General features: G+C 31.5%; 24 protein-coding genes. 16 read left to right on the forward strand and 8 right to left on the reverse strand.

Translation table 11 applies throughout. The features are described from left to right. On the reverse strand, positions 1 to 657 hold the full coding sequence (locus tag ACT53I_RS03080) for a TetR family transcriptional regulator C-terminal domain-containing protein (RefSeq protein ID WP_476078382.1): 657 nt from the start codon (positions 655 to 657) through the stop codon (positions 1 to 3). 176 nt (positions 658 to 833) lie between these two features. On the opposite strand from ACT53I_RS03080, the gene ribA reads away from it, so the two are divergent. From ribA to ACT53I_RS03120, 8 genes are read left to right on the forward strand one after another with little or no spacing between them, the layout of a single operon-like run. Beyond that, positions 834 to 1,436: a GTP cyclohydrolase II gene (gene ribA / locus ACT53I_RS03085; RefSeq protein WP_476078383.1), complete on the forward strand. Its 603-nt coding sequence runs from the start codon at positions 834 to 836 to the stop codon at positions 1,434 to 1,436. A 14-nt stretch (positions 1,437 to 1,450) separates the two neighbouring features. Further along, positions 1,451 to 2,905: a phytoene desaturase family protein gene (locus tag ACT53I_RS03090; protein WP_476078384.1), complete on the forward strand. Its 1,455-nt coding sequence runs from the start codon at positions 1,451 to 1,453 to the stop codon at positions 2,903 to 2,905. A 52-nt stretch (positions 2,906 to 2,957) separates the two neighbouring features. Then, on the forward strand, positions 2,958 to 3,806 hold the full coding sequence (locus ACT53I_RS03095) for a phytoene/squalene synthase family protein (RefSeq protein ID WP_476078385.1): 849 nt from the start codon (positions 2,958 to 2,960) through the stop codon (positions 3,804 to 3,806). Between the two features lie 11 nt (positions 3,807 to 3,817). Continuing rightward, positions 3,818 to 4,273 carry a hypothetical protein gene (locus ACT53I_RS03100; RefSeq protein ID WP_213195737.1) on the forward strand — a complete coding sequence of 152 codons (456 nt, stop codon included), beginning with the start codon at positions 3,818 to 3,820 and terminating at the stop codon, positions 4,271 to 4,273. Positions 4,274 to 4,282: 9 nt separating this feature from the next. Further along, positions 4,283 to 4,753: a sterol desaturase family protein gene (locus ACT53I_RS03105; protein WP_476078386.1), complete on the forward strand. Its 471-nt coding sequence runs from the start codon at positions 4,283 to 4,285 to the stop codon at positions 4,751 to 4,753. Between the two features lie 22 nt (positions 4,754 to 4,775). Further along, positions 4,776 to 5,495 (forward strand): lycopene cyclase domain-containing protein, encoded by a 720-nt coding sequence (locus ACT53I_RS03110; protein ID WP_476078387.1) that lies wholly within the window; start codon positions 4,776 to 4,778, stop codon positions 5,493 to 5,495. A gap of 19 nt (positions 5,496 to 5,514) precedes the next feature. Next, positions 5,515 to 6,000: an SRPBCC family protein gene (locus ACT53I_RS03115; protein WP_476078388.1), complete on the forward strand. Its 486-nt coding sequence runs from the start codon at positions 5,515 to 5,517 to the stop codon at positions 5,998 to 6,000. After that, complete coding sequence (locus ACT53I_RS03120; protein ID WP_476078389.1) at positions 5,997 to 7,424, forward strand: SDR family oxidoreductase; 1,428 nt, start codon at positions 5,997 to 5,999, stop codon at positions 7,422 to 7,424. Before ACT53I_RS03115 ends, ACT53I_RS03120 begins: the two co-directional genes overlap by 4 nt. Here the strand turns inward: ACT53I_RS03120 and ggt are convergent, their stop codons facing one another. Genes ggt through ACT53I_RS03145 form a run of 5 tightly spaced genes read right to left on the reverse strand, consistent with a single transcriptional unit; the run spans position 7,425 to position 12,271 of the window. Next, positions 7,425 to 9,113 (reverse strand): gamma-glutamyltransferase, encoded by a 1,689-nt coding sequence (gene ggt, locus ACT53I_RS03125; RefSeq protein ID WP_476078390.1) that lies wholly within the window; start codon positions 9,111 to 9,113, stop codon positions 7,425 to 7,427. Further along, positions 9,113 to 9,994 (reverse strand): DNA-methyltransferase, encoded by an 882-nt coding sequence (locus tag ACT53I_RS03130; protein ID WP_476078391.1) that lies wholly within the window; start codon positions 9,992 to 9,994, stop codon positions 9,113 to 9,115. The genes ggt and ACT53I_RS03130 overlap by 1 nt, the downstream gene beginning before the upstream one ends. 2 nt (positions 9,995 to 9,996) lie before the next feature. Beyond that, complete coding sequence (locus tag ACT53I_RS03135; RefSeq protein ID WP_476078392.1) at positions 9,997 to 10,524, reverse strand: hypothetical protein; 528 nt, start codon at positions 10,522 to 10,524, stop codon at positions 9,997 to 9,999. Between the two features lie 3 nt (positions 10,525 to 10,527). Next, positions 10,528 to 11,367, reverse strand: a complete 840-nt coding sequence (locus tag ACT53I_RS03140) for a type II restriction endonuclease (protein WP_476078394.1) — start codon at positions 11,365 to 11,367, stop codon at positions 10,528 to 10,530. After that, complete coding sequence (locus tag ACT53I_RS03145) at positions 11,351 to 12,271, reverse strand: DNA adenine methylase (protein ID WP_476078395.1); 921 nt, start codon at positions 12,269 to 12,271, stop codon at positions 11,351 to 11,353. Before ACT53I_RS03145 ends, ACT53I_RS03140 begins: the two co-directional genes overlap by 17 nt. Positions 12,272 to 12,570: 299 nt before the next feature. Here ACT53I_RS03145 and ACT53I_RS03150 point away from each other — a divergent pair, with 299 nt between their 5' ends. Both ACT53I_RS03150 and ACT53I_RS03155 read left to right on the forward strand, forming a co-directional pair. Next, positions 12,571 to 13,539 carry an NAD-dependent epimerase/dehydratase family protein gene (locus ACT53I_RS03150; RefSeq protein ID WP_476078396.1) on the forward strand — a complete coding sequence of 323 codons (969 nt, stop codon included), beginning with the start codon at positions 12,571 to 12,573 and terminating at the stop codon, positions 13,537 to 13,539. Between the two features lie 112 nt (positions 13,540 to 13,651). Beyond that, positions 13,652 to 14,404 (forward strand): polysaccharide deacetylase family protein, encoded by a 753-nt coding sequence (locus tag ACT53I_RS03155; protein ID WP_476078397.1) that lies wholly within the window; start codon positions 13,652 to 13,654, stop codon positions 14,402 to 14,404. A gap of 176 nt (positions 14,405 to 14,580) precedes the next feature. Here the strand turns inward: ACT53I_RS03155 and ACT53I_RS03160 are convergent, their stop codons facing one another. Continuing rightward, positions 14,581 to 15,786: a metallophosphoesterase gene (locus ACT53I_RS03160; protein WP_476078398.1), complete on the reverse strand. Its 1,206-nt coding sequence runs from the start codon at positions 15,784 to 15,786 to the stop codon at positions 14,581 to 14,583. Between the two features lie 73 nt (positions 15,787 to 15,859). After that, a complete protein-coding gene (locus ACT53I_RS03165) occupies positions 15,860 to 16,927 on the reverse strand; it encodes a 3-oxoacyl-ACP synthase III family protein (RefSeq protein ID WP_476078399.1) in 1,068 nt (355 codons plus the stop codon). Between the two features lie 105 nt (positions 16,928 to 17,032). Between ACT53I_RS03165 and ACT53I_RS03170 the strand changes: the two genes are divergently transcribed. The 6 genes from ACT53I_RS03170 (at position 17,033) to rny (ending at position 21,693) form a co-directional block, all read left to right on the forward strand. After that, positions 17,033 to 17,599, forward strand: coding sequence for a hypothetical protein (locus ACT53I_RS03170; RefSeq protein WP_476078400.1), 567 nt, complete (start codon positions 17,033 to 17,035; stop codon positions 17,597 to 17,599). A gap of 55 nt (positions 17,600 to 17,654) precedes the next feature. Next, entirely contained in the window at positions 17,655 to 18,371 is a 717-nt protein-coding gene (ubiE, locus tag ACT53I_RS03175; protein WP_476078401.1) for a bifunctional demethylmenaquinone methyltransferase/2-methoxy-6-polyprenyl-1,4-benzoquinol methylase UbiE, read from the forward strand. Between the two features lie 6 nt (positions 18,372 to 18,377). Beyond that, positions 18,378 to 19,154 (forward strand): type IX secretion/gliding motility protein PorT/SprT, encoded by a 777-nt coding sequence (porT, locus tag ACT53I_RS03180; RefSeq protein WP_476078402.1) that lies wholly within the window; start codon positions 18,378 to 18,380, stop codon positions 19,152 to 19,154. A gap of 146 nt (positions 19,155 to 19,300) precedes the next feature. Beyond that, positions 19,301 to 19,603 carry a hypothetical protein gene (locus tag ACT53I_RS03185; protein ID WP_069796602.1) on the forward strand — a complete coding sequence of 101 codons (303 nt, stop codon included), beginning with the start codon at positions 19,301 to 19,303 and terminating at the stop codon, positions 19,601 to 19,603. After that, on the forward strand, positions 19,603 to 19,890 hold the full coding sequence (locus tag ACT53I_RS03190; RefSeq protein WP_104792506.1) for a cell division protein ZapA: 288 nt from the start codon (positions 19,603 to 19,605) through the stop codon (positions 19,888 to 19,890). The genes ACT53I_RS03185 and ACT53I_RS03190 overlap by 1 nt, the downstream gene beginning before the upstream one ends. Before the next feature lie 231 nt (positions 19,891 to 20,121). Then, a complete protein-coding gene (gene rny / locus ACT53I_RS03195; RefSeq protein ID WP_371486366.1) occupies positions 20,122 to 21,693 on the forward strand; it encodes a ribonuclease Y in 1,572 nt (523 codons plus the stop codon). Positions 21,694 to 21,737: the final 44 nt, after the last annotated feature.

Raw genomic sequence — 21,737 nt, forward strand, 5'->3', positions numbered from 1 at the left:
TTACGATTTTTGAAATTTTTCTTTCCACAAGAATTTTCCTAAATCAATGATTTTTTTCAAAGGTTCATTGTTTAAGAATTCAAAACCTGTGTCAATGGTTTTTTCGATGAATAAATCTGTTTTTTCAAAACTTGGAGATTCGTCTTTTTGCCAAAATTCAATGATAGAGAGAAAATGTAACCAAAGCGCTTCTTCTCTAGATTTTTCATTGAAATTTTTAATAGAATCTTTAGCTTTTTCTAAAATTTCTAAGTCATTAAAGTCTAATGTTTTAATAAATTTTTGATGTTCAGATTTTAGTTCTTGGAGTTTTTGTAATGTAGAAAGATTCTTTTTCCCTAAAATCATAAGAACTAAAGACCTATTCATGGTAAGGTTTTCAAAAAAGATGAAATAAAGATTCAGTAATCTTTCTTTAGCACTCATGTCTTCATAACCTTCGATTTCTAGAGAAAGTTCTAAAGATTTTTGAAAAAAATGCTTTAAAATTTCTTTCTCCAGATGTTCGAAGCTTGAAAAGAATTGATAAAATTCTTTTTCATCAAAGTGATTTTCTTTTGCAAAAACGAAGATATTTTTAGGTCTTTCTCCGTGAGTAAGTAAATAATTTCCGTAATCGGATAAAACTTTTTCTGAATTGATGGTTTTATTTTTCATATTTCAATTTTTTTAAATCGGTTTGTATTCCTTTAATAATGAGTTTTTTTGAGTTAATTTCTATTAATTGATACATTCAATAGAATTTATTGATGACAAAAATAGTAAAATATTTTACTACTTAACAAAATAAAGTATAAATTTGTACAATAATTATGATTTAAAAAATAGATAATATGATCAAGATACAAGCAGAATCAAAATTGCCTACAGATTTTGGAAAGTTCAAAATTGTAGCGTTTTCAGAATCACAAGAAGATTGGATGCCACACATTGCATTAATTTCTGAAAACACAGATTTTAACGGAGTGGTAAACGTAAGAATTCATTCAGAATGTATTACGGGAGAGATTTTTCATTCTCAAAAATGCGAGTGTGGTCAACAATTAGATGCATCTATGAAATATATTGATGAAAATGGAGGAATTATTTTATATCTTCGTCAGGAAGGTAGAAATATTGGGATTATCAATAAAATAAAGGCTTATCAGTTGCAAGAATTAGGTCTTGATACAGTAGAAGCTAATCTTCAGTTGGGTTTACCAGCAGATGATAGAGATTTTAATGTAGCCATAGAAATTCTAAATATTTTAGGCGTTAAAAAAATCAATCTTTTAACGAATAATCCCGAAAAATTAAGTTTTGTGGAAAACAGTAATATTCAATTGGTGAAGAGAATTCCACTGAATATTAAGGCTAATCATATCAATAAATCATATTTAGAAACCAAAAAAAGTTATTTTGGACATCAATTAGAAGAAGCATTATCATCAATATAAAAAATTAAATACCCTTGAAAACAACAGTAATTATTGGTTCCGGATTTTCTTCGCTAGCTTCTGCTTGTTATATGGCAAAAGCGGGTTACAAAGTGACGGTTTTAGAAAAAAATGAACAATTAGGAGGAAGAGCTTCCATGATGGAAATTGATGGCTATAAGTTTGATATGGGGCCAAGTTGGTATTGGATGCCAGATATTTTCGAGAGATTTTTTGCAGATTTTGGCAAAAAAGTTTCAGATTATTATGAGCTAGAAAAACTTTCGCCAGCTTATAGAGTGGTTTTTGGTGAAAATGAATACATCGACATCGAAGATACTCCAGAAAAAATCATTGAAACTTTCGAAAGAATAGAACCAGGCAGCGGAAAACATTTGAAAAAATTCATGGATGAAGCACAAGAAAACTACCGAATTGCGATGCAGGATTTGGTGTATAATCCAGGTTTATCATTGCTAGAATTGGTTTCTGTAGAAAGTGCTAAAAGACTAAATTTATTTGTAAAAAATATTTCTGAGCAAGTAAGAAAGGAAATCAAAAATCCTAAATTGAGAAGTATTTTAGAATTTCCAGTGTTATTTTTAGGTGCAAAACCGAATAAAACTCCAGCTTTCTACAACTTTATGAATCATGCAGATTTCGGGTTGGGAACTTGGTATCCGAAAGGTGGTTTCAATGCGGTTGCACTTGGAATGGTGAAATTAGCCAAAGAATTAGGCGTAGAATTTCATGTGAATGAAGAAGTTATTGGAATAGATTATGAAAATAATCAAGCCAAAAAAATCAGAACTCAAAATGGAGTTTATGAAGCTGATGTTTTCATTTCTGGAGCAGATTATGCACACACCGAAAAACTCTTGAACGGAAACCGAAATTACAGTGAAGAATATTGGCAAAAGAAAACTTTTGCGCCGAGTTCTTTCTTATATTATGTAGCTTTTAACAGAAAAGTTAACCATCTTTTGCATCATAATTTGTTCTTTGATACAGATTTTGAAGCGCATGCAAAAGAAATTTATGATACCAAAGAATTACCAAAACAACCTTTGTTTTATGCTAATTTTTCAAGTAAAACAGATGATTCCCTTTGTGAAGAAGGTAAGGAAGTTGGATTTTTCCTTATTCCAGTTGCGGTAGATTTAGAAGACAACGAAGAAATTCACGAAAAATATTTCCAGTTGATTCTCGATAGAATTAAAAAATGCACAGGAGAAGATTTAAGTGATGCCATAGTTTTCAAAAAATCATTCGGTGTAAAAGATTTCAAAGAGCGTTATCATTCTTGTAGAGGAAACGCTTATGGTTTGGCAAATACTTTATTGCAAACCTCGGTTTTAAGACCAACGATTAAGAATAAAAAATTGAAAAATTTCTTTTATACAGGGCAATTAACTGTTCCAGGACCTGGAGTTCCACCTGCATTGATTTCAGGAAAAGTAGTGACAGATTATATTCTAAAGAACAATTAATCTGTTGAAAATTTGTTAGACTCAATTTTAAACCACACAAAACACAAGAAAAATGAATAATTTTCAAATTTTTAATCACATTTCTGGATTAACCTCGAAAATGGTTACCGAAAAATACAGCACTTCGTTTTCTAGAGCTTCTACTTTGTTTAAGCCAGAAATTCGTCAGCATATTTATAATATTTATGGTTTCGTACGTTTTGCAGATGAAATTGTAGATACTTTTCATGATTATGACAAAGCAAAATTGCTAGATGAATTCGAGAAAAACTACAGAGATGCACTAGAAAATGGTATTTCACTAAATCCTATTCTTCATTCTTTTTGTACTACACAGAGAGAAAAAAATATTCCTCAGCATTTGGTAGATGCTTTTTTGCACTCTATGAGAATGGATTTGGGAGATATCAAGGATTTGAATGACGAAAAATACAATGAATACATCTACGGAAGCGCAGAAGTAGTAGGTTTAATGTGTTTGAAAGTCTTTGTAGATGGGAATGAAAAAGAATATCAAAAACTGAAACCTTATGCACAAAGTTTAGGAGCTGCGTTCCAAAAAATAAACTTCTTAAGAGATATTTCTGCAGATTATACAGATTTAGGAAGAACCTATTTCCCGAATGTGAATTTCAGAAATTTTTCTCAACAAGATAAATTAGAAATCGAAAAAGACATTGCTAAAGATTTTGAACATTCTTTAATTGGTATTAAAATGTTGCCGATGTCTTCTAGATTAGCGGTTTTTATGGCTTATAAATATTACACGAATTTATTCAAGAAAATTAAAAAATGTAAGCCAGAAATATTGATGCACAAAAGAATCAGTGTTTCTAATGCGAGAAAAGTTTATCTTTTCGGAGAGATGATTTTGTTTAAAAATCTTAACTTCGTAAGATAAATTTAAAATCTATGAAAAAGTTAGTTCTTGTATTTTTATTGTTTTGCAGTTTCATCAATGCACAAAGTTTAGTAGAGTTAAGAGGTTACCTTCAAAAAGGAGAAAACTCAGAAGAAGTAAGTAAAACCCTTATTTCAAAATCTAAAAATGCTTATGATACAACTAAAAAGCCTATTTATATGGCATTTTATGCGGTAGGTAATTTTTTTATGGCAAAACACGCATCTAATCCTTTGAATAAATATTCTTATTTCAATAAAGGGAAAAAGTTGCTTGAAGATGCAATTAAAAAAGAACCCAACAATATAGAAATCAGATTAATGAGATTGATTTCTCAAGAAAAAACACCAAGTTTTTTGGGTTACAATAAAAATATAGAATCAGACCGAAACTTCATTATTAAAAACTATAAAAATTCAGACGATGAAAATCTAGTGAAATTCATCAAAAACTATTTAAAAATTTAAAATTATAAAATGGAAGCATTGCAATATTTTTTCATCACGTTAGGCGTTTTCGTTACCATGGAAGGTGTCACTTGGCTCACGCACAAGTATATTATGCACGGTTTAGGCTGGTACTTTCACGAAGATCATCACCAACCAGGTTACCCTCACGTTTTTGAAAAAAATGATTTCTTTTTTGTGATTTTTGCAATTCCCAGTATTCTGTTATTCTATTTCGGAACGGTAAATGGAATCAACTATCTTTTTTTCATTGGACTAGGAATTTTACTGTACGGAATGGCGTATTTTTTAGTGCATGATGTTCTCATTCACAGACGTTTTAAATGGTTTGATAAAACCAATAACTGGTATTTACGCGGATTGAGAAAAGCGCACAAAATGCACCATAAACATCTTGGAAAAGAAGAAGGAGAGTGTTTCGGAATGCTTATCGTGCCTTTGAAATATTTCAGAGAAGCCATGAATTCAAAAGTGGCATAGTCAATAATTTAAAATCAAAGTTTTGCAACAATATTATTACATAGCTCTAGATATCTTGAGTTTCAGCATTCCTTTTATTTTCAGTTTTGAGAAAAAATGGATGAATTTTATCCGTTTTTGGAAGCCTTATTTTTTGGCAATCATTACAGTAGGGATTTTCTTCATTTTATGGGATATTTATTTTGCTTACCAAAATGTTTGGGGTTTTAATGACGAATATTTAATGGGAATCAGATGGTTTAAATTGCCATTAGAAGAATGGTTATTTTTCTTGCTTATTCCATATTCCAGCAATTTTATTCACTATTCTTTAGAATATTTCTTCCCGAAATTGCAGTTGACCAAAAAATGGGCACAATGGATTTCTGTCCTTCTATTAATCGTAAGTGCAAGTGTTTTTGCCACGAATTTAGATAGAATTTACACTGCAGCAAGTTTTGGTTTGTTTGCATTATTGATGATTTTTCAAATTTTTTATCAATGGGAATATGTGCGAAAGTTTTACATCAGTTTTGTGCTGATTTACGTGCCGTTTTTCTTTGTTAATTCCGCTTTGACGGGAAGTTATTCGGGAAATCCAGTGGTTTTTTATGACAATAATGAAAACCTCGGAATCAGACTTGGAACCATGCCTTTAGAAGATAGTTTTTACTGTTTTTCGATGCTTTATGGAAGTGTCTTGTTATTCGAATATTTTAGAAGAAAATGGAACTATTCTTTATCAATGTCTATAAAATCTTAATTTAAAATAAAATTCAAAGATGAAAATCAATATAAAAAAGCAGTCAGGAATTTATACCTTAACTTCGGAACAGATTCTTCCTATTTCTCTAGAAAAAGCTTGGGAATTTTTCACCCATCCTAATAATTTAGACAGAATTACGCCGAAAGAAATGCAATTCGAAATCACCAATAATCCGCCAGATAAAACGTATCTTGGTCAAATTATTACCTATAAAATAGGAATTTTACCAATGGTGAAGAGCAACTGGATTACAGAAATTACGCATTTTGAAGACGGAAAGTTTTTCGTAGATGAACAGCGTTTTGGACCTTATGCAATGTGGCATCACGAACACCATTTTGAAGCTACAGAAGATGGAAAAGTGAATATGACGGATATTGTCAATTTCAAATTACCAATGGGAATATTAGGTGATGTATTGGCAGGTTTTTATGTGAAAAATAAAGTGAAATTTATTTTTGAAAGTCGTTACGAAATTTTAGAAAAAATCTTTAAATCATGAAAATTTTTCTTACAGGAGCCACAGGTTATATCGGGAAAAGACTTCTCATTCAGTTGTTAGAAGAAGGACATCATGTGGTGTGTTCTGTAAGAGACCGAAAAAGATTAAGTCTTAAACTCTATCAAAATCATCTTGAGAAAATTCAAATCATAGAAAATGATTTTCTAGATGAGAATTCTTTACAAAATATTCCTCACGATATAGATTTTGCTTATTATCTGGTGCATTCTATGTCATCTAACGATGGAGATTTTTTAGAAAAAGAGAGAATTTCTGCCGAAAATTTCAAAAAAGCATTAGAAAAAACTGCAGTGAAGCAAGTCGTTTTTTTGACGGGCATTATCAATGAAGAAAAACTTTCTAAACATCTTCAATCCAGAAAAAATGTAGAGCAAGCATTGAAAAGCCAAAAATATGCTTTAACCTGTCTCAGAGCTGGAATAATAGTAGGTTCAGGAAGTGCTTCTTTTGAAATTATCAGAGATTTGGTAGAAAAATTGCCAATTATGGTTGCTCCAAAATGGTTGAAAACCAAATGTCAACCTATCGCGATTCGTAATGTAATTCAGTTTTTAACCAAAGTTATCGGTGTAGAAAAAACCTATAATCAAAACTACGATATTGCGAGTGATGATGTACTTACTTATAAAGAAATGCTCCTTCAATATGCAGAAGTGAGAGGTTTGAAACGTTGGATTTTCACTGTTCCTGTAATGACGCCGAAATTGTCTTCGTATTGGTTGTATTTCATCACTTCTACTACGTATTCTTTAGCGGTGAATTTGGTTGACAGTATGAAAATAGATGTAATCGCAAGACAAAATTCTTTGGCTTCGGACTTAGGAATTCATTTGTTCTCTTACAAAGAAGCAATTAACATGGCTTTTGACAAAATCAAGCAAAATGATGTGTTGAGCAGTTGGTATGATTCTTTTACCAATCAGTTTCACAAGCGAAATGTTTGGCAGTATTTAGAAGTTCCAGAGAAAGGTTGTTTTACCGATTTTAGAAAGATGAAAGTAGATGATGAAGAATTGGCGATGGAAAGGGTTTTCAGTATTGGTGGGAAAACAGGCTGGTATTATGCCAATTTTCTATGGAAAATAAGAGGTTTTTTAGATAAATTAATGGGTGGAGTAGGATTGAGAAGAGGAAGAAGAAACCAAAACGAATTAGAAGCTGGAGATTCTCTAGATTTTTGGCGCGTTTTATATGCCGATAAAGAAGAAAAACGCCTTTTACTCTTCGCCGAAATGAAAGTTCCTGGCGAAGCTTGGTTAGAATTTTATATTAAAAATGGAGAGTTGTACCAAGAAGCAACCTTTCGTCCTTTAGGTTTATCGGGAAGATTGTATTGGTATTCAGTTTTGCCATTTCACGGTTTAATTTTCAATGGAATGTTGAGGAAATTGGCGGGAAAATAATTATTCCACCGCTACAGAATCATCACCACGATTGTCTGCAACTGCGGTTGCGTTACCATTTTCGTCGATTACAATCATTTCAACTCTACCAATTCCGCTGCGTTTTTCGAATTTGTAATTTTTTTGTTCTAAAATTTTCAAAGTGTTTTCTGGAAAATTTTTCTCTACAAAAACCATTTCTGGCAACCATTGTTGATGAAATTTTGAAGAATTCACCGCTGAACTTGGTGTCATTTTGAAATCAATTACATTCACGATGCTTTGATATACAGAAGTAGGAATCGTAGTTCCACCAGGAGTTCCCACCACAATGTAAGGTTTTCCGTTTTTCAAAACGATGGTTGGTGTCATTGATGAAAGCATTCTTTTATTGGGTTCAATTTTATTGGCTTCACCACCTACTGCTCCAAACATATTCGGAACGCCTGGTTTTACAGAAAAATCATCCATTTCATTATTCAAGAAATAACCGCCACCTTTTACTACAACTTTGCTTCCGTATAAACCGTTTAAAGTAGTCGTAACAGCAACTGCATTTCCAAATTTATCAATAATAGAAATATGCGTAGTTTCTGTAGACTCTTGAGGTTGGGCAATAATTTTCCCAACTTCTGCACTTGGAGTAGCTTTTTCAAAACTGAAATTTTTCCAACGATTTTTTAAATATTCTTCAGAAATAAGCATTTCGGTTTTGTCTTCTATAAAATCTGGGTCTCCCATAAATTCTGCACGGTCTGCAAAAGCTCTGCGTTCTGCTTCTACCATAACTTGAACTGCTTCTGGAGAGTTTTGTGGATATTTTTCTAAATTTTCAAAACTGCTCATTTTAAGCATTTGAGCCAAAAGAATTCCACCACTCGAAGGAAGAGGCATCGAAACAATTTCGTGATTTTTATAATCGAATTGTAATGCTTTTCTTTTTTTGGTTTTATAATTTTTCAGGTCTTCAAGGGTAATAATTCCGTTTCCTCGCTTCATTTCGTCAACTAAAAGTTGAGCGTTTTTACCTTCATAGAAAGCTTTTTGACCTTGTTTTTGAATTAATTTTAAAGTTTTAGCCAATTCTTTTTGAACTAAAATATCTCCTTTCTTCCAAGGAATTTCTTTGGTAAAAGCTGTTGGATGTGAATTGTGTTTTAGAAAATCTTCTCGGGTGTCATTAAGTAAATTCGCTTCTCTTTCTGTAAGGGCAAACCCTTTTTGTGCTAAATCTATTGCTGGTTGAATTAAAACTGACATTGGCAATTTCCCGAATTTTTGATGCGTGTAAAACATTCCAGAAACCGAACCAGGAACACCGACTGCCAATCTTCCGTTTTGTGATAAATCAGTATTGGCTTTTCCTTTTTCATCGAGATACATATCTCTGGAAGCGTTTTTAGGAGCAGTTTCTCTATAATCCAATGAGATTTTTTCGCCATCTTTAGTGTAACCTACTAAAAATCCACCACCTCCAATATTTCCAGCTTGTGGATAAACAACTGCCAAAGCAAATTGCGTAGCAATCGCAGCATCAAAAGCATTTCCGCCCTTTTTTAGAATTTGAGCACCTGCTTCACTTGCGAGAGGATGCGCAGAAACGACCAAACCTTTTTCTTTTGCCTTGACTTCTTTTACAATATTAATATTGGTAAATTGAGCAGAAACTGTTTGCGTTAAAAAGAGGAGAAGGAAAAGTAGATTTTTCATTATATAAATTTTAGTTCCGATTTATATTCTTCTATATCTTCTCTGATTAAATAACTTTCTAATTCTTTTTTTGAATTAAAACCATTTAATTTTTCTCTATATCTGTGAGCTATTTCAGAATTTTCTATTTCTAATTTTCTGTTTTTACTTAATTCTAAAAATTCAATTTCTTGGTCAATTCCTAAAAATCTTCTATTAATTAAATTTGCTGCAATTCCAGTTGTAGAACTTCCTGTAAAAGGATCTAAAATCCAAGCTTTTGGTTTTGTAGATGCAAGTATTATTCTTGTGAGAACAGATAATGGTTTTTGTGTTGGATGTTTTCCACAAGATTTTTCCCAACGAGCAATTGCGGGAAGTTTCCATACATCTTTCATTTGTTTTCCATCATTTAAACTTTTCATTAATTCATAGTTGTAATAATGAGGAACTTTTTCTTCTTTTCTAGCCCAAATAATAAGTTCTGAGGAATGAGTAAAATATCTGCAAGAGAAATTTGGAGGTGGGTTGTTTTTCTCCCAAGTAATTACATTTAGAATTTTAAAGTTTAATTCTTGTAGAATTTGTCCAATTGAAAATATATTGTGATAAGTTCCGCTTATCCAAATTGTACCATTGTCTTTTAATTTCTCTCTTACTAATTTTAACCAGTTTCTATTAAAATCATTTATAAAGTCAAAGCCTTCTGATTTGTCCCATTTTCCTTTATTTACAGAAACAATTTCTCCACTTTGTATTGATAAGCCGTTATTAGAAAGAAAATAAGGAGGATCTGCAAAAACCATATCAAACTTATGGTCAAATTCAGACAAAAATTTCATAGTATCTCCGTGTAGAAGATAAAAATCTTTGTCGTCTGATTTGAAATAAGGTTTAATCATAGTTACAAATTTATAATATGGGTGTAAAGCATATTTCTGCCTTGTCCTGACCAATATGTAACATCTTGTTCAATAAATAACCATCTTAAAGTTTTAAGTACTAACTCGTATGTTTCTCCTAAAATTGGTAAATTATTACAAAAAGCAAAAGCTGTATGATAAGGTTCACAATTATAAATTGACTGTATAGCTTGTAATAGTAAATTCCATTCAACGTGAGTTAAATTTTGCTTTTTAATCGTCAAATCTTGAGTTATAAAATCATGTCTAGGTGATTTGTCATTACCATTATTAAATGTAATATGGTTTTCTTCAATAAATATAACGAAATCACACCCTTTGTTTAATCTTCCTGGTCTTTCAAGATATATTCTATTTCCATTTGCTAAAGTTTCAACAAAATATCTGTATTTAGAGTTAGGATTTTCTGTTATCCATTGATTAAGAATGTGGGTTCTCAAAACTACTCGGTTATTAATGTTATCAACATAAATATTTAAGGGAATAGAATTATCTGGTCTAATTGTCATTGGTTAAAATTCTAATATTTCTTCTTCTTGAATTTTTTTAATAAAATCTTCAAGTGTTATCAAGTTGTATAAACTAGGAATAATATTATACGCTTCCTCTAATTTATTTTTGGCAGAAAACCAACCTTGTCCATCAGTTATCCAAACAAATTCATAGTTTGGATATTGATTGATTTTCGGTGCAACATCAGAATATGCTCTTGCTGTTTCATTCAGTTTTGAACCACCACCATTATAATAATTGGTTTCAATCAGATAGGTTTTCTTTTTGGTTTTAATGACAAAATCAAAACGTTTTACATCTGCACCTAAACTAATGATTTCTGGAAAAATAGTATTGTTTACTTCCTTTTTGTAGAAAACTCCTGCTTTGTTAAAAATTAGAGATACAGCCTTTGACATATTATCGCCACCTCTATTTTTTCTTGCATTTGTATCTAATCCAACTTCAATTCCGAAAACATAATCAACAAGATTTGATATATCTTTATTTTTGAAAACTTCTGCTAGTCCTGTTTCTTCAATAAATTCTAAAACAAGTTCAGGAGTTTCAAAATATGTATCAAGCAATATAATTTCTCCTTTATTATTGAATGTTTTTGCTCTTTTGTTTTTACGGATTGCAATCAAAATGTCTAAAACTTCAAAAACTTTAGGGTTTTCTTCATACAATTCATATACAGCTTTATTCAAATCTTCTTTTCCAATCAAGTAATTTAATTGGTTCAATTTTATAGCAATTTTATTGACATTACTTTTTATTTTTTTAAAATCAGTAAAATAATCTAAAGTTGCATTTGTTTCCGAAAGTTGAGATAAGAAGATTTTAAATTGCTCCGACATATTCTATGTTTGTTCTATTTGTGATTAATAATTCAGTTAATTTCCCTCTTTTTTCAGGATTTGCATTAATACTTCTTTTTGCTTCAATTCGTTGAATATTAAAATCAGAATACAAATCATCAAAGAAATTGTCATTAATATCTTTTCCTTTTAAATCAGAATTACTTAAAATCCAATAATGATTTAAAGAATCTAATTTCTTACAGAAATCTCTTAATCTAATTTGTTCATCATCATTAAAATCATCTTTTGAATATGAATTAAAACTTGAAGTTTTGCTTAAAGGTTTGTAAGGAGGATCAAAATAAAATAGAGCAGGTCTTTCAGCAAAATCTAAAGTCTGTTGATAATCTCCAGTTAAAATTTCCACTTTTTTTAATGATTCACTTACTGCCAAAATATTTTCAGCATCACAAATTGTGGGTTTTTTATAGCTTCCAATGGGAACATTAAAAAAATTATTTTTGTTAACTCTATACAAACCATTAAAACAAGTTCTATTTAAAAAAATAAAAAATGCTGCTTGTTCTGTATTAGAAAATTTTCTGCTATTAAAATTTTCTCTTTTTTCTAGATAGTATTCTTTTTTTATTTCAGAATTATCTTCTAAAGAATGATATTCATTTTGAAATTGATTTAAAATTGAAATTAATTCAAAAGGAGAATGAGAAATTACTTTATAGGTGTTTGTTAAATCTGCATTTATGTCATTAATTATAGCTTTTTCAATTTTTGGAAAATTATTTAGCATCCAAAATAAAACCGCACCACTTCCAACGAAAGGTTCAATATAATTAAACTTATATTTTGTAAACTCTTTTGGTAATACTTTTTTTATGTCATTAATCAATTGAGTTTTTCCTCCTGCCCATTTTAAAAAAGGTTTTGCTTCTTTCATTTTCATAAAATTCTAAATCAAGCAAATTTAATTTTTTATTTTTTCAAAACCTAAATTTTGGCGAAAAGTTTCTACCAATTCCCGAATTGCGCCCCAACTTGAGTGGAGCTCTTTTTTATTTTTTGAGTAAGGATTTTGCGTTGAAAAAATAAAAAAAGCGGGAACGGAAGGCGGGAATTTGGCGCCATAAAAAATAATAACAACCGATTAGACGAAGTCAAATTTAGCACCCAAAATATTTTAGGCATAATATTTTTAATAACCCTTTAATTTTTCTAAATTTGTGAAAATCCTAAAATTTAAAAATGGAAACCGATACGCACACGGAAAAAATTCTTATTACTGGTGCTTTAGGACAAATAGGCACCGAACTGACCAATAGATTAGTGGAAATTCATGGCGCAGAAAATGTGATTGCTTCTGGACTTGATAGATGGGACAAAAAGCTTACTTCTGCGGGATTTTATGAGAGAATGGACGTTTCTAACACGCAATTGGTAAGACAAGTTTGTAAAGATTACGAAATTACTACTGTTTATCATTTGGCTTCTTTATTGTCTGGAACTTCAGAAAGACAGCCACAATTCGCTTGGAAACTGAATGTAGAGCCGCTACTGAATTTATTAGATATGGCAAAAGAAGGTTTGATTAAAAAAGTGTTTTGGCCAAGTTCTATTGCGGTTTTTGGGAAAGGAATTCCTAAGGAAAATGTGGGGCAAGATGTAGTTCTAAATCCTACAACGGTCTACGGAATCTCTAAAATGGCAGGAGAAAAATGGTGCGAATATTACCATGAAAAATACGGAGTAGATATTAGAAGTATCAGATATCCGGGTTTAATTTCTTGGAAAACTCCAGCAGGTGGTGGAACTACGGATTATGCAGTAGAAATCTTCTACGAAGCAATTGAAGAAGGAAAATACAAATCTTTCATCTCTGAAAATACAGCAATGCCAATGTTGTACATGGATGATGCAATAAATGCAACGCTAAAACTCATGGAAGCGCCATCAGAAAATCTTACGGTAAGAAGTTCGTATAATTTGGGCGGAATGAGTTTTACACCAAAAGAATTGGCAGCAGAAATTAAAAAAGAAATTCCAGAATTTGAAATTTCTTATGAGCCAGATTTCAGACAAGCCATTGCGGATTCTTGGCCAGCTTCTATAGATGATTCTGTGGCGAAAAAAGATTGGGGTTTAACCTATGATTTTGGCATTACAGAAATGACCAAGGATATGATTAAAAACCTGAAAGTGAAATTGGGAAAATAGTCAAGTGATAGGATTTTAGAATGCTAGAGTTGTAGAGAACTTAAATTCTTCACCACAAAATAATTTTAAACTTTGTCTGCGGATTGTAGACAAAGTTTTTTATTTTTACGTTATGGTTTTACTTACTTTTAACATCATCGCTCCCGAAATTCCAGTTTCTTATCAAAAAATAGTTGCTGAAGAGGAACTATTAAAGATTACAACAGATGGAACAAAGAAAATTCTGGAAATTCTAGAAAAATATCAAGTTCACACTACTTTTTTTGTAGAAATTTCTCTGGTGGAAAAGTTACCCGAACTTTTAAAAACCATTACTAAAAAAGGTCATGAATTGGGCTTGCTCAATAAATATTCTTATCAAAAAGAAATAGAAACGGCTAAAGATTTCTTAGAAGAACTGACCGGAAAAACCATCAGAGGAATGAGACAGTTTCCCGAAAAAAGGCTAAGTTCTGAAAAACTGAAAGCCATGCAATTTATTTATCGTTCACCGCTAGATTTTTCTAATATTTTCTTTTTCAAAAATGCTTTAGAAAGAAAAATTGCATACGAAGAACATGAAATTATGGTGATTCCAGAAAGTGTTTCCCCGTATTCTAGACTTCCGTATAATGATTTTACGTTTCAGATGATTCCCATGAAATTTTATCAAAATATGGTGACTGAAACGTTGCAAAAAGAAGAATATGTGATGATTTATCTTAATTCTTGGCAGTTTGTAGAACTCAATGATAAAAAGTTTGGATTGTCTTTTTACAGAAAATACAATCTTGGCGTACAAATGGAAGAAAAACTTGATCGTTTTCTAAAATTTGTAGAAGAAAATGATTTGGCTATTACCAGAATGAAGGATTTCTTTTTCTAAAATTCGATTGAAAAAATAAAACGCAAAGATTTATACTCTTTTTATACTGAATAAGTAAGCAAATAAATCATTCGCTTTAGCGAATTGAATAAGCGAGAGCTTTATGCGAATTTATTCGCTTCTTTGCTTTCTTAAAAAAAACAATGGATAGATAAATCTTTGCGTTTCAAAATAAATTATACCAATTCTATAACGGTAATTTCTGGGTTGATGCCCACTCTTCCAGGATAGGCAATAACGCCGAAACCTCTGTTTACATAGAGATATTTTCCTTCTGATTCATATAAATCAGCCCATTTTTTGTATTTGAATTTTACTGGTGACCATTTGATGTTTTTCAAATCTAAACCAAATTGCATTCCGTGAGTATGACCAGAAAGGGTTAGGTGAACATTGGTTTTATGTTTTTTTACCACTTCGTCAAAGTGAGTTGGGTCATGGCTCATCAAAACTTTAATCGCATCTTCAGGAACGCCCTTCAAAGCTTTGTCTAAATCACCATATTGTGGAAAAGGTTTGATTCCCCAATTTTCTACTCCCAAAAGATAAATTTTCTCTCCATTTTTTTCTAAAGCAATATTTTCATTGCGCAGCATTTTAAAACCAGCTTCGGCTTGATAGTTTTTCAAAGTTGGGATGTTTTGCGCCTTTTCTTCTCGAGAATTCCAAGCGCCATAATCGCCATAATCATGATTTCCTAAGATAGAAAATTTGCCGTCTTTGGCTTTAATGCTTTTAAAAAGTGGAATAAATGGTTTGAATTCATCTGCATAATTATTCACCATATCACCGGTGAATAAAACCACATCTGCATCTTGTTCATTAATCAGGTCAATCGCTTTTTGTAATTTTTGAGGATTGAAAAAACTTCCACTGTGAACATCCGAGATTTGAACAATTTTATAACCTTTAAAATTTTCAGGGAGGTTTTTAAATCTCAATTTTACTTTTCTTACCGTGTGTCTGTATTTTCCGAAAATTATGCCATCTATTGCCAATGCTGAGAAAATTCCAGCAGCAGCAAGAGCAGTATTAGAAATAAATTTTCTGCGTTCTGGGAAATAGTTTTCATTAGCGGTGAAATATTTAAAACCAAATTCTACAAATCTGGTAAAATCTCCAATCAATAAAAATATTACAGACAATAATTTCGGGAAAACGAAAATCATGACCGCAGAAACCATTAATTGAATTTGTTGATGGTCTCTGGAAGCTCTATTAAATGTTAAAATCCAAAATAAGATGATTCCATAAGCCAAAAGCGTAAAAACCCAATATCCAATTCTAATGTAATTATTGGTGGTGATATTTCTAATCGCTTGATAGACATATATTTCGATGATGAAAAATACAGCGAGTAATATTATAAAATTTGTTTTCATAAATAATTTTTCATAAAAAAACTCCGACAAGTTAAGTAGTCGAAGTTTTGTATATTTTGTTTCAAAATTCTGATTAAGGCATCTTGTAAACAATACAGTTGATGTTCATTCCGGCACCTACAGAACCCATTACTACGTAACCACCTTTTTTGAAAGAATGACCTTTCATTTCTCCTTTTGCAATTAAATCAAACATAGTAGGAATAGTCGCTACTGAAGAATTTCCTAAATATTGAATGGTCATAGGTGACACATTTTCGTCATATTCTGATTTTCCGTATAATTTATACAATCTAGAAACCATAGCGTGATCCATTTTTGCATTGGCTTGGTGCATTAAGATTTTATCAATGTCTTCTATGCCAATTTCTGCGCTATCCATTGTTTCTTTTACCGCAGCAGGAACATTTTTAAGGGCATATTCGTAAATTTTACGACCATGCATTCTGATATACATTTTTTCTTGGTCTGCTTCTGGATTAAGCGAATGAGAATTTTCTAAATACAAAAGTTCTTCTGCATTATCACAAACGGTATTGGTAGCAATAATTCCCACGTTTTCTTGTTCAGATTTTTGTAAAACTACGGCTCCAGCTCCATCTGCAAAAATCATTTTATTTCTGTCAAATGGGTCAGTTACACGACTTAATGTTTCACCACCAATTACCAAAACAGTTTTTGCTTTTCCTAGTTTAATTAAATCATCTGCTAAAATCATAGCTTCTACCCAACCTGGACAACCGAAAATCATATCATAAGTGATGCATTTTCTGTTCTTAATGCCCAATTTGTGTTTTACTCTTGCCGCCATATTCGGCATGAAATTCGCCATTCCGTTAGCTGAAACTTCTCCAAAATTACTCGCGAAAATGATATAATCGAGGTCTTCTTTTTCTATTTTAGCGTCATAAATGGCTTCTTTAGCAGCTTGTACACCAAGGTCAGAATTAAATTGGTCATTTCTCAGATATCTTCTTTCCTCAATTTCTGTGATGTCTACAAATTTTTTAATAATTTCTTCATTGGGTTTATCAATAAAATCTCCTGCGTCTGTATAAAACTTAGAGTTGATAAAATGAGAGCCATCAATTACTCTTTCTGGAATGCAACTACCTGAACCTACAATTACTGAACTTGGCATAATTTCTATATACATTTATAATTAAGGAGCAAATTTATAAATTAAATCATAACAAACGCATAGAAAATAATTATTAACTTTGCAATTCTCAATATTTTTTTAAATATGAAAAAAAATGCTCCTCTTATTGGGCTTATTGTCTCGGCAAGTGTAATGCTAATTGCCTTCGGAATTTATTATTTATTTTTAGCAAAGAAAAATGAATATTTAGTAGATAATCCTACTACTAAAACCTTTTATTTTAAGATTAATAACGGCGAAGAAAAAATCATTACTTCTGGTCAGTTTGTAAAAGTAGACCTTAACAGAGGGAAACAAAACAGCATTAAGGTTTTCGATAATAAAAAGAAGCTTCTTTTTGATTCTGCTTTTAATGTTTCACAATACAGAGGTTTATTGAATATTGCCGGAGAAGAATATTTTGTACACCGTCAGTTTTATGGCTATATTCCGAATAAAGATTCCCTATTGATGGCGAGTACTTTTGAAATGGACGGCGTAAAACTTCCTGGACATGTTACAAAGCATAAAAAATTATATATAGAAGACTTTTATTATAATGTAGACGAAGATTATGATAAAGTCATTAAAAATATTGATAAAGTAGAATCTAGAACTAAGATTTATAGAAAAGAAGATTTTAAACTTTTCTACAAAGAGAATTATCAATAAAACACCCAGAAAAAATTTAGCTAAAAATATTACTCAATACTTATTACATAAATACATGCAAGTAAAACCATACAATACCGATCAAAGTAAAAAAACTGAAGTAGAAGATATGTTTGATAACATCGCTCCAAAATATGATTTATTAAATCATGTTTTATCGATGAAAATAGATGTACTTTGGAGAAATACTTTAGTAAAATGGATGAATAAAGATGCGCCAAAACTCGTTTTAGACGTAGCAACAGGAACAGGTGATCTTGCCATTGCGGTACAAAAAGGAACTGGAGCAGAAGTAGTAGGTTTAGACCTTTCTCAACAAATGCTAAATGTAGGAATTGATAAAATTAAGAAGATTAATCTAGACCAAAAAATATCAATGCTAAAAGGAGATGCAGAAAATCTTCCTTTTGAGGATAATAAATTCGATGCAGTTTCCGTTGCATTTGGAGTAAGAAATTTTGAAAATTTAGAAAAAGGTTTAGCCGAGCTAAGAAGAGTAGTAAAAGAAAATTCAAGTGTTTACATTTTAGAATTTTCAAAAGTAGAAGGGTTTTTAGCGCCATTTTATATGTTTTATTTCAAAAATATTTTACCGCAAATCGGTAAGTTAGTTTCTAAAGATAATAGAGCATATACGTATTTGCCAGATTCTGTAAATGCTTTTCCTTTTGGTGAAAAAATGAAACAAATTTTACTAGACACGGGATACAGCAAAGTAGAATATAAAAAACTAAGTTTAGGGATAGCTACCATTTATAAAGCGACCAAATAATCACCCATGAAAAAAACGTTAATCAAAACATTCTCGCTCCTTTTTTTAGGAATGTTTTTGTTTACTCAAGCTCAATTTAGAAACCGAGATAGACAAGATAGAAGACAAGAGCAAGATTCTTATCAATACAGTTATGGTTTTTATTTAAATCTTAACCAATTTGATTATAAACTCGTTCTAGACCCAAAATATGGAATGGAAGACAAAGTAAATCTTGTCCAAACCAAACCCACTTACAGTTTTGGAGCTGGTTTGATTGGGAGAATGAGATTGAATGACAACTTTGATTTAAGAATAGAGCCAGGTTTACAATTTGTAGAAAGAGAACTTACTTTTAATACACAATCAAACGACCAATACGCTGCAGATGCTAGTAATCCTTTTACACCAAAAACGCTTACTGAGGCAGATATGGTAAGAAGAGTGAAATCTACGTATGTAGACATCCCGATTATGCTAGAAATTCACGCAGACAGATGGTATAATTCTAGACCTTATGCAGCAGCTGGACTTAATTATATGTTGAACTTACAGTCTAATTCTAGTGCTACAGATGACAATCAACAAGGGGTTTTCAGAAGTACAACCCATAATTTTGCATGGAGCGCAGAAGCAGGAATCCAGTTTTATTTCTCAAGATTTAAGTTAACTCCAGCTTTTAGAGGAACCTTTGCCTTTAATAACGAAATTGTAGCAGATAACGCTGGAACGCCACCTTATTGGACGGCAGCAATCTCTACGATGCAAACCAGAGCTTTCATGTTTGTATTGAAATTTGAATAAGAAAAATTTTTCTAAATATTTGATTTAAAGAAGATTCTAAGGAGTCTTCTTTTTTTATTTAAAGTTTTGCTTTAAATTATTATTAAATTTCTGTTTAACTGATTATTTTTTTTATATTTTTGCATAAGTTAGAACTAACACCTGAAATGCTTAAAGAATTAGAGAATAATTTTTCTTTACTTGAAAAAAAGATTTTTGAGATGAATAAAAGTTATCAAAATCTTTTAGAAAAGCATGCTATTCTCTCAGAAGACTTTGAGAATCTGAAAGTTAAATATGAAGAAGAGCATAAGAGAAATCAGGAGTTAACAGAAGAGCAAAAAAAAATAAAATTAATCTCAGCAATATCTGGCAATCCAGACCACAATCGATTGATGAAAAATCATATCAATAGATTGGTCAAAGAAATAGATGCTTGTATTGCACAACTTCAAAATAGTGGCTTGTAATGGAAGTAAGAAGAATTACCATAAACATTGCCGGAAGAAATTATCCTCTTAATGTTCCTGCTGCCGAAGAAGAAACACTTCGTAGAGTAGGGAAACAGATAGAAGGAATGATTAGAGAATTTGAAGCTAATTTTGATGTTAAGGATAAACAAGATGCACTCGCAATGTGCGCACTAAAATTAGGAGCTAACGCAGAAGTTCATCAACTTAACTCAGAAAAAATTATAAAAAATGCTAATGATAGATTAATGCAAATTAATCAGCAATTAGACGAATTAGAAAAGTAAAAACTTTTCTATAAAAACTTGCCTACAATAGTTCTAACACATTACAGGTAAACTCAACGCTAAACAATTACCGAACGAATGTCTTTGCAATGGCGTGCTGCTTTACGCAGATTACAGAGCATAGAAAACAGTTCAAATCGTGTTGATTAGGAGTTTACTCTATATCACTGAACTGTTGTAGGTTTTTTTATTTTTGAAAATTAAGTAATTGACAATTAAAACTCAACATATATGACACTAACCGCTATTATTATCGGTGCTGTTTGCTTGATTTTAGGATTAGTTGTAGGAACATTGTTCGCAAAAAGTTCACTCAACTCTAAAGCTAAATTCATAGTAAAAGACGCTAAAAAAAGCGCCGAAAACATTATAGAAAACGCGAATGTAAAGGCTGAAGCTATTAAAAAAGAAAAAGAAGCTCAAGCAAAAGTAAAATTCTTAGAACTCAAATCTCAGCATGACGAAAACATTAACAGTCGTGAGAAAAAAATGCAAGAAGCTGAGAAAAGAATTAGAGACAAAGAACAAAAACTAAATGACGAACTTTCTAAAACAGGAAAACTAGAAAAAGATTTAGAAAGACAAAAAGCAGAGTACGATAAAAAACACGAAATCGTACAGAAAAAACAACAAGAATTAGACGTTGCGATTGCTCAAAAAGTAGAAATGTTAGAAAAAATTTCTAACTATTCGGCAGAAGAAGCAAAAGCAGAACTCGTAGAGTCTATGAAAGCCGAAGCGAAAACCAAAGCTCAGGCTCACGTTCAATCTATCATGGAAGAAGCGCAATTAAACGCTAAAAATGAGGCAAGAAAAATTGTGATTCAAACCATTCAGAGAATTGGTACAGAACAAGCAGTAGAAAATTCAGTGTCTGTATTTAATATAGAATCTGATGAGGTGAAAGGTAGAATCATCGGTAGAGAAGGTAGAAACATCAGAGCGTTAGAAGCTGCAACAGGTGTAGAAATCATTGTAGATGATACTCCAGAAGCTATTTTGCTTTCTTGTTTTGATCCAGTAAGAAGAGAAGTGGCTAGATTATCACTTCACAGATTGGTAACAGACGGTAGAATTCACCCAGCGAGAATAGAAGAAGTAGTAGAAAAAACGCGTAAACAAATAGAAGAAGAAATCATAGAAGTGGGGAAAAGAACCATCATTGATTTAGGAATTCACGGTTTACATCCAGAATTGGTTAAAATCGTAGGTAGAATGAAATTCCGTTCTTCTTATGGTCAAAACTTACTACAGCACTCTAGAGAAGTGGCAAATATCGCTGCAACTATGGCTGCTGAATTAGGCTTAAATGTAAAATTAGCAAAAAGAGCTGGTTTGTTACACGATATTGGTAAAGTTCCAGAGCAAGAATCAGAACTTCCTCACGCACTTTTAGGAATGCAATGGGCAGAGAAATTTGGAGAAAATCCAGAAGTAGTAAATGCGATTGGAGCGCACCATGACGAGGTAGAAATGACTTCTTTATTATCACCAATAATTCAAGTAGCGGATGCAATTTCTGGAGCAAGACCAGGAGCTAGAAGACAAGTTTTAGAATCTTATATTCAAAGATTAAAAGACTTAGAAGCTGCTGCATTAAGCTTTGATGGAGTTTCTAGTGCATTTGCGATTCAAGCAGGTAGAGAATTGAGAGTGATGGTAGAGTCTGCAAAAGTAACAGACGAAGTGGCTCATCAACTTTCTTATGATATTTCTGAAAAAATTCAGAATGAGTTAACTTACCCTGGTCAAGTAAAAGTGACGGTAATTAGAGAAACTAGAGCCGTAAATATCGCAAGATAATTACTCTTCAAAACAATAAATTAAAACTCCTTTCAAATTTTTGA

This window comes from Cloacibacterium sp. DMC96, assembly GCF_056313765.1.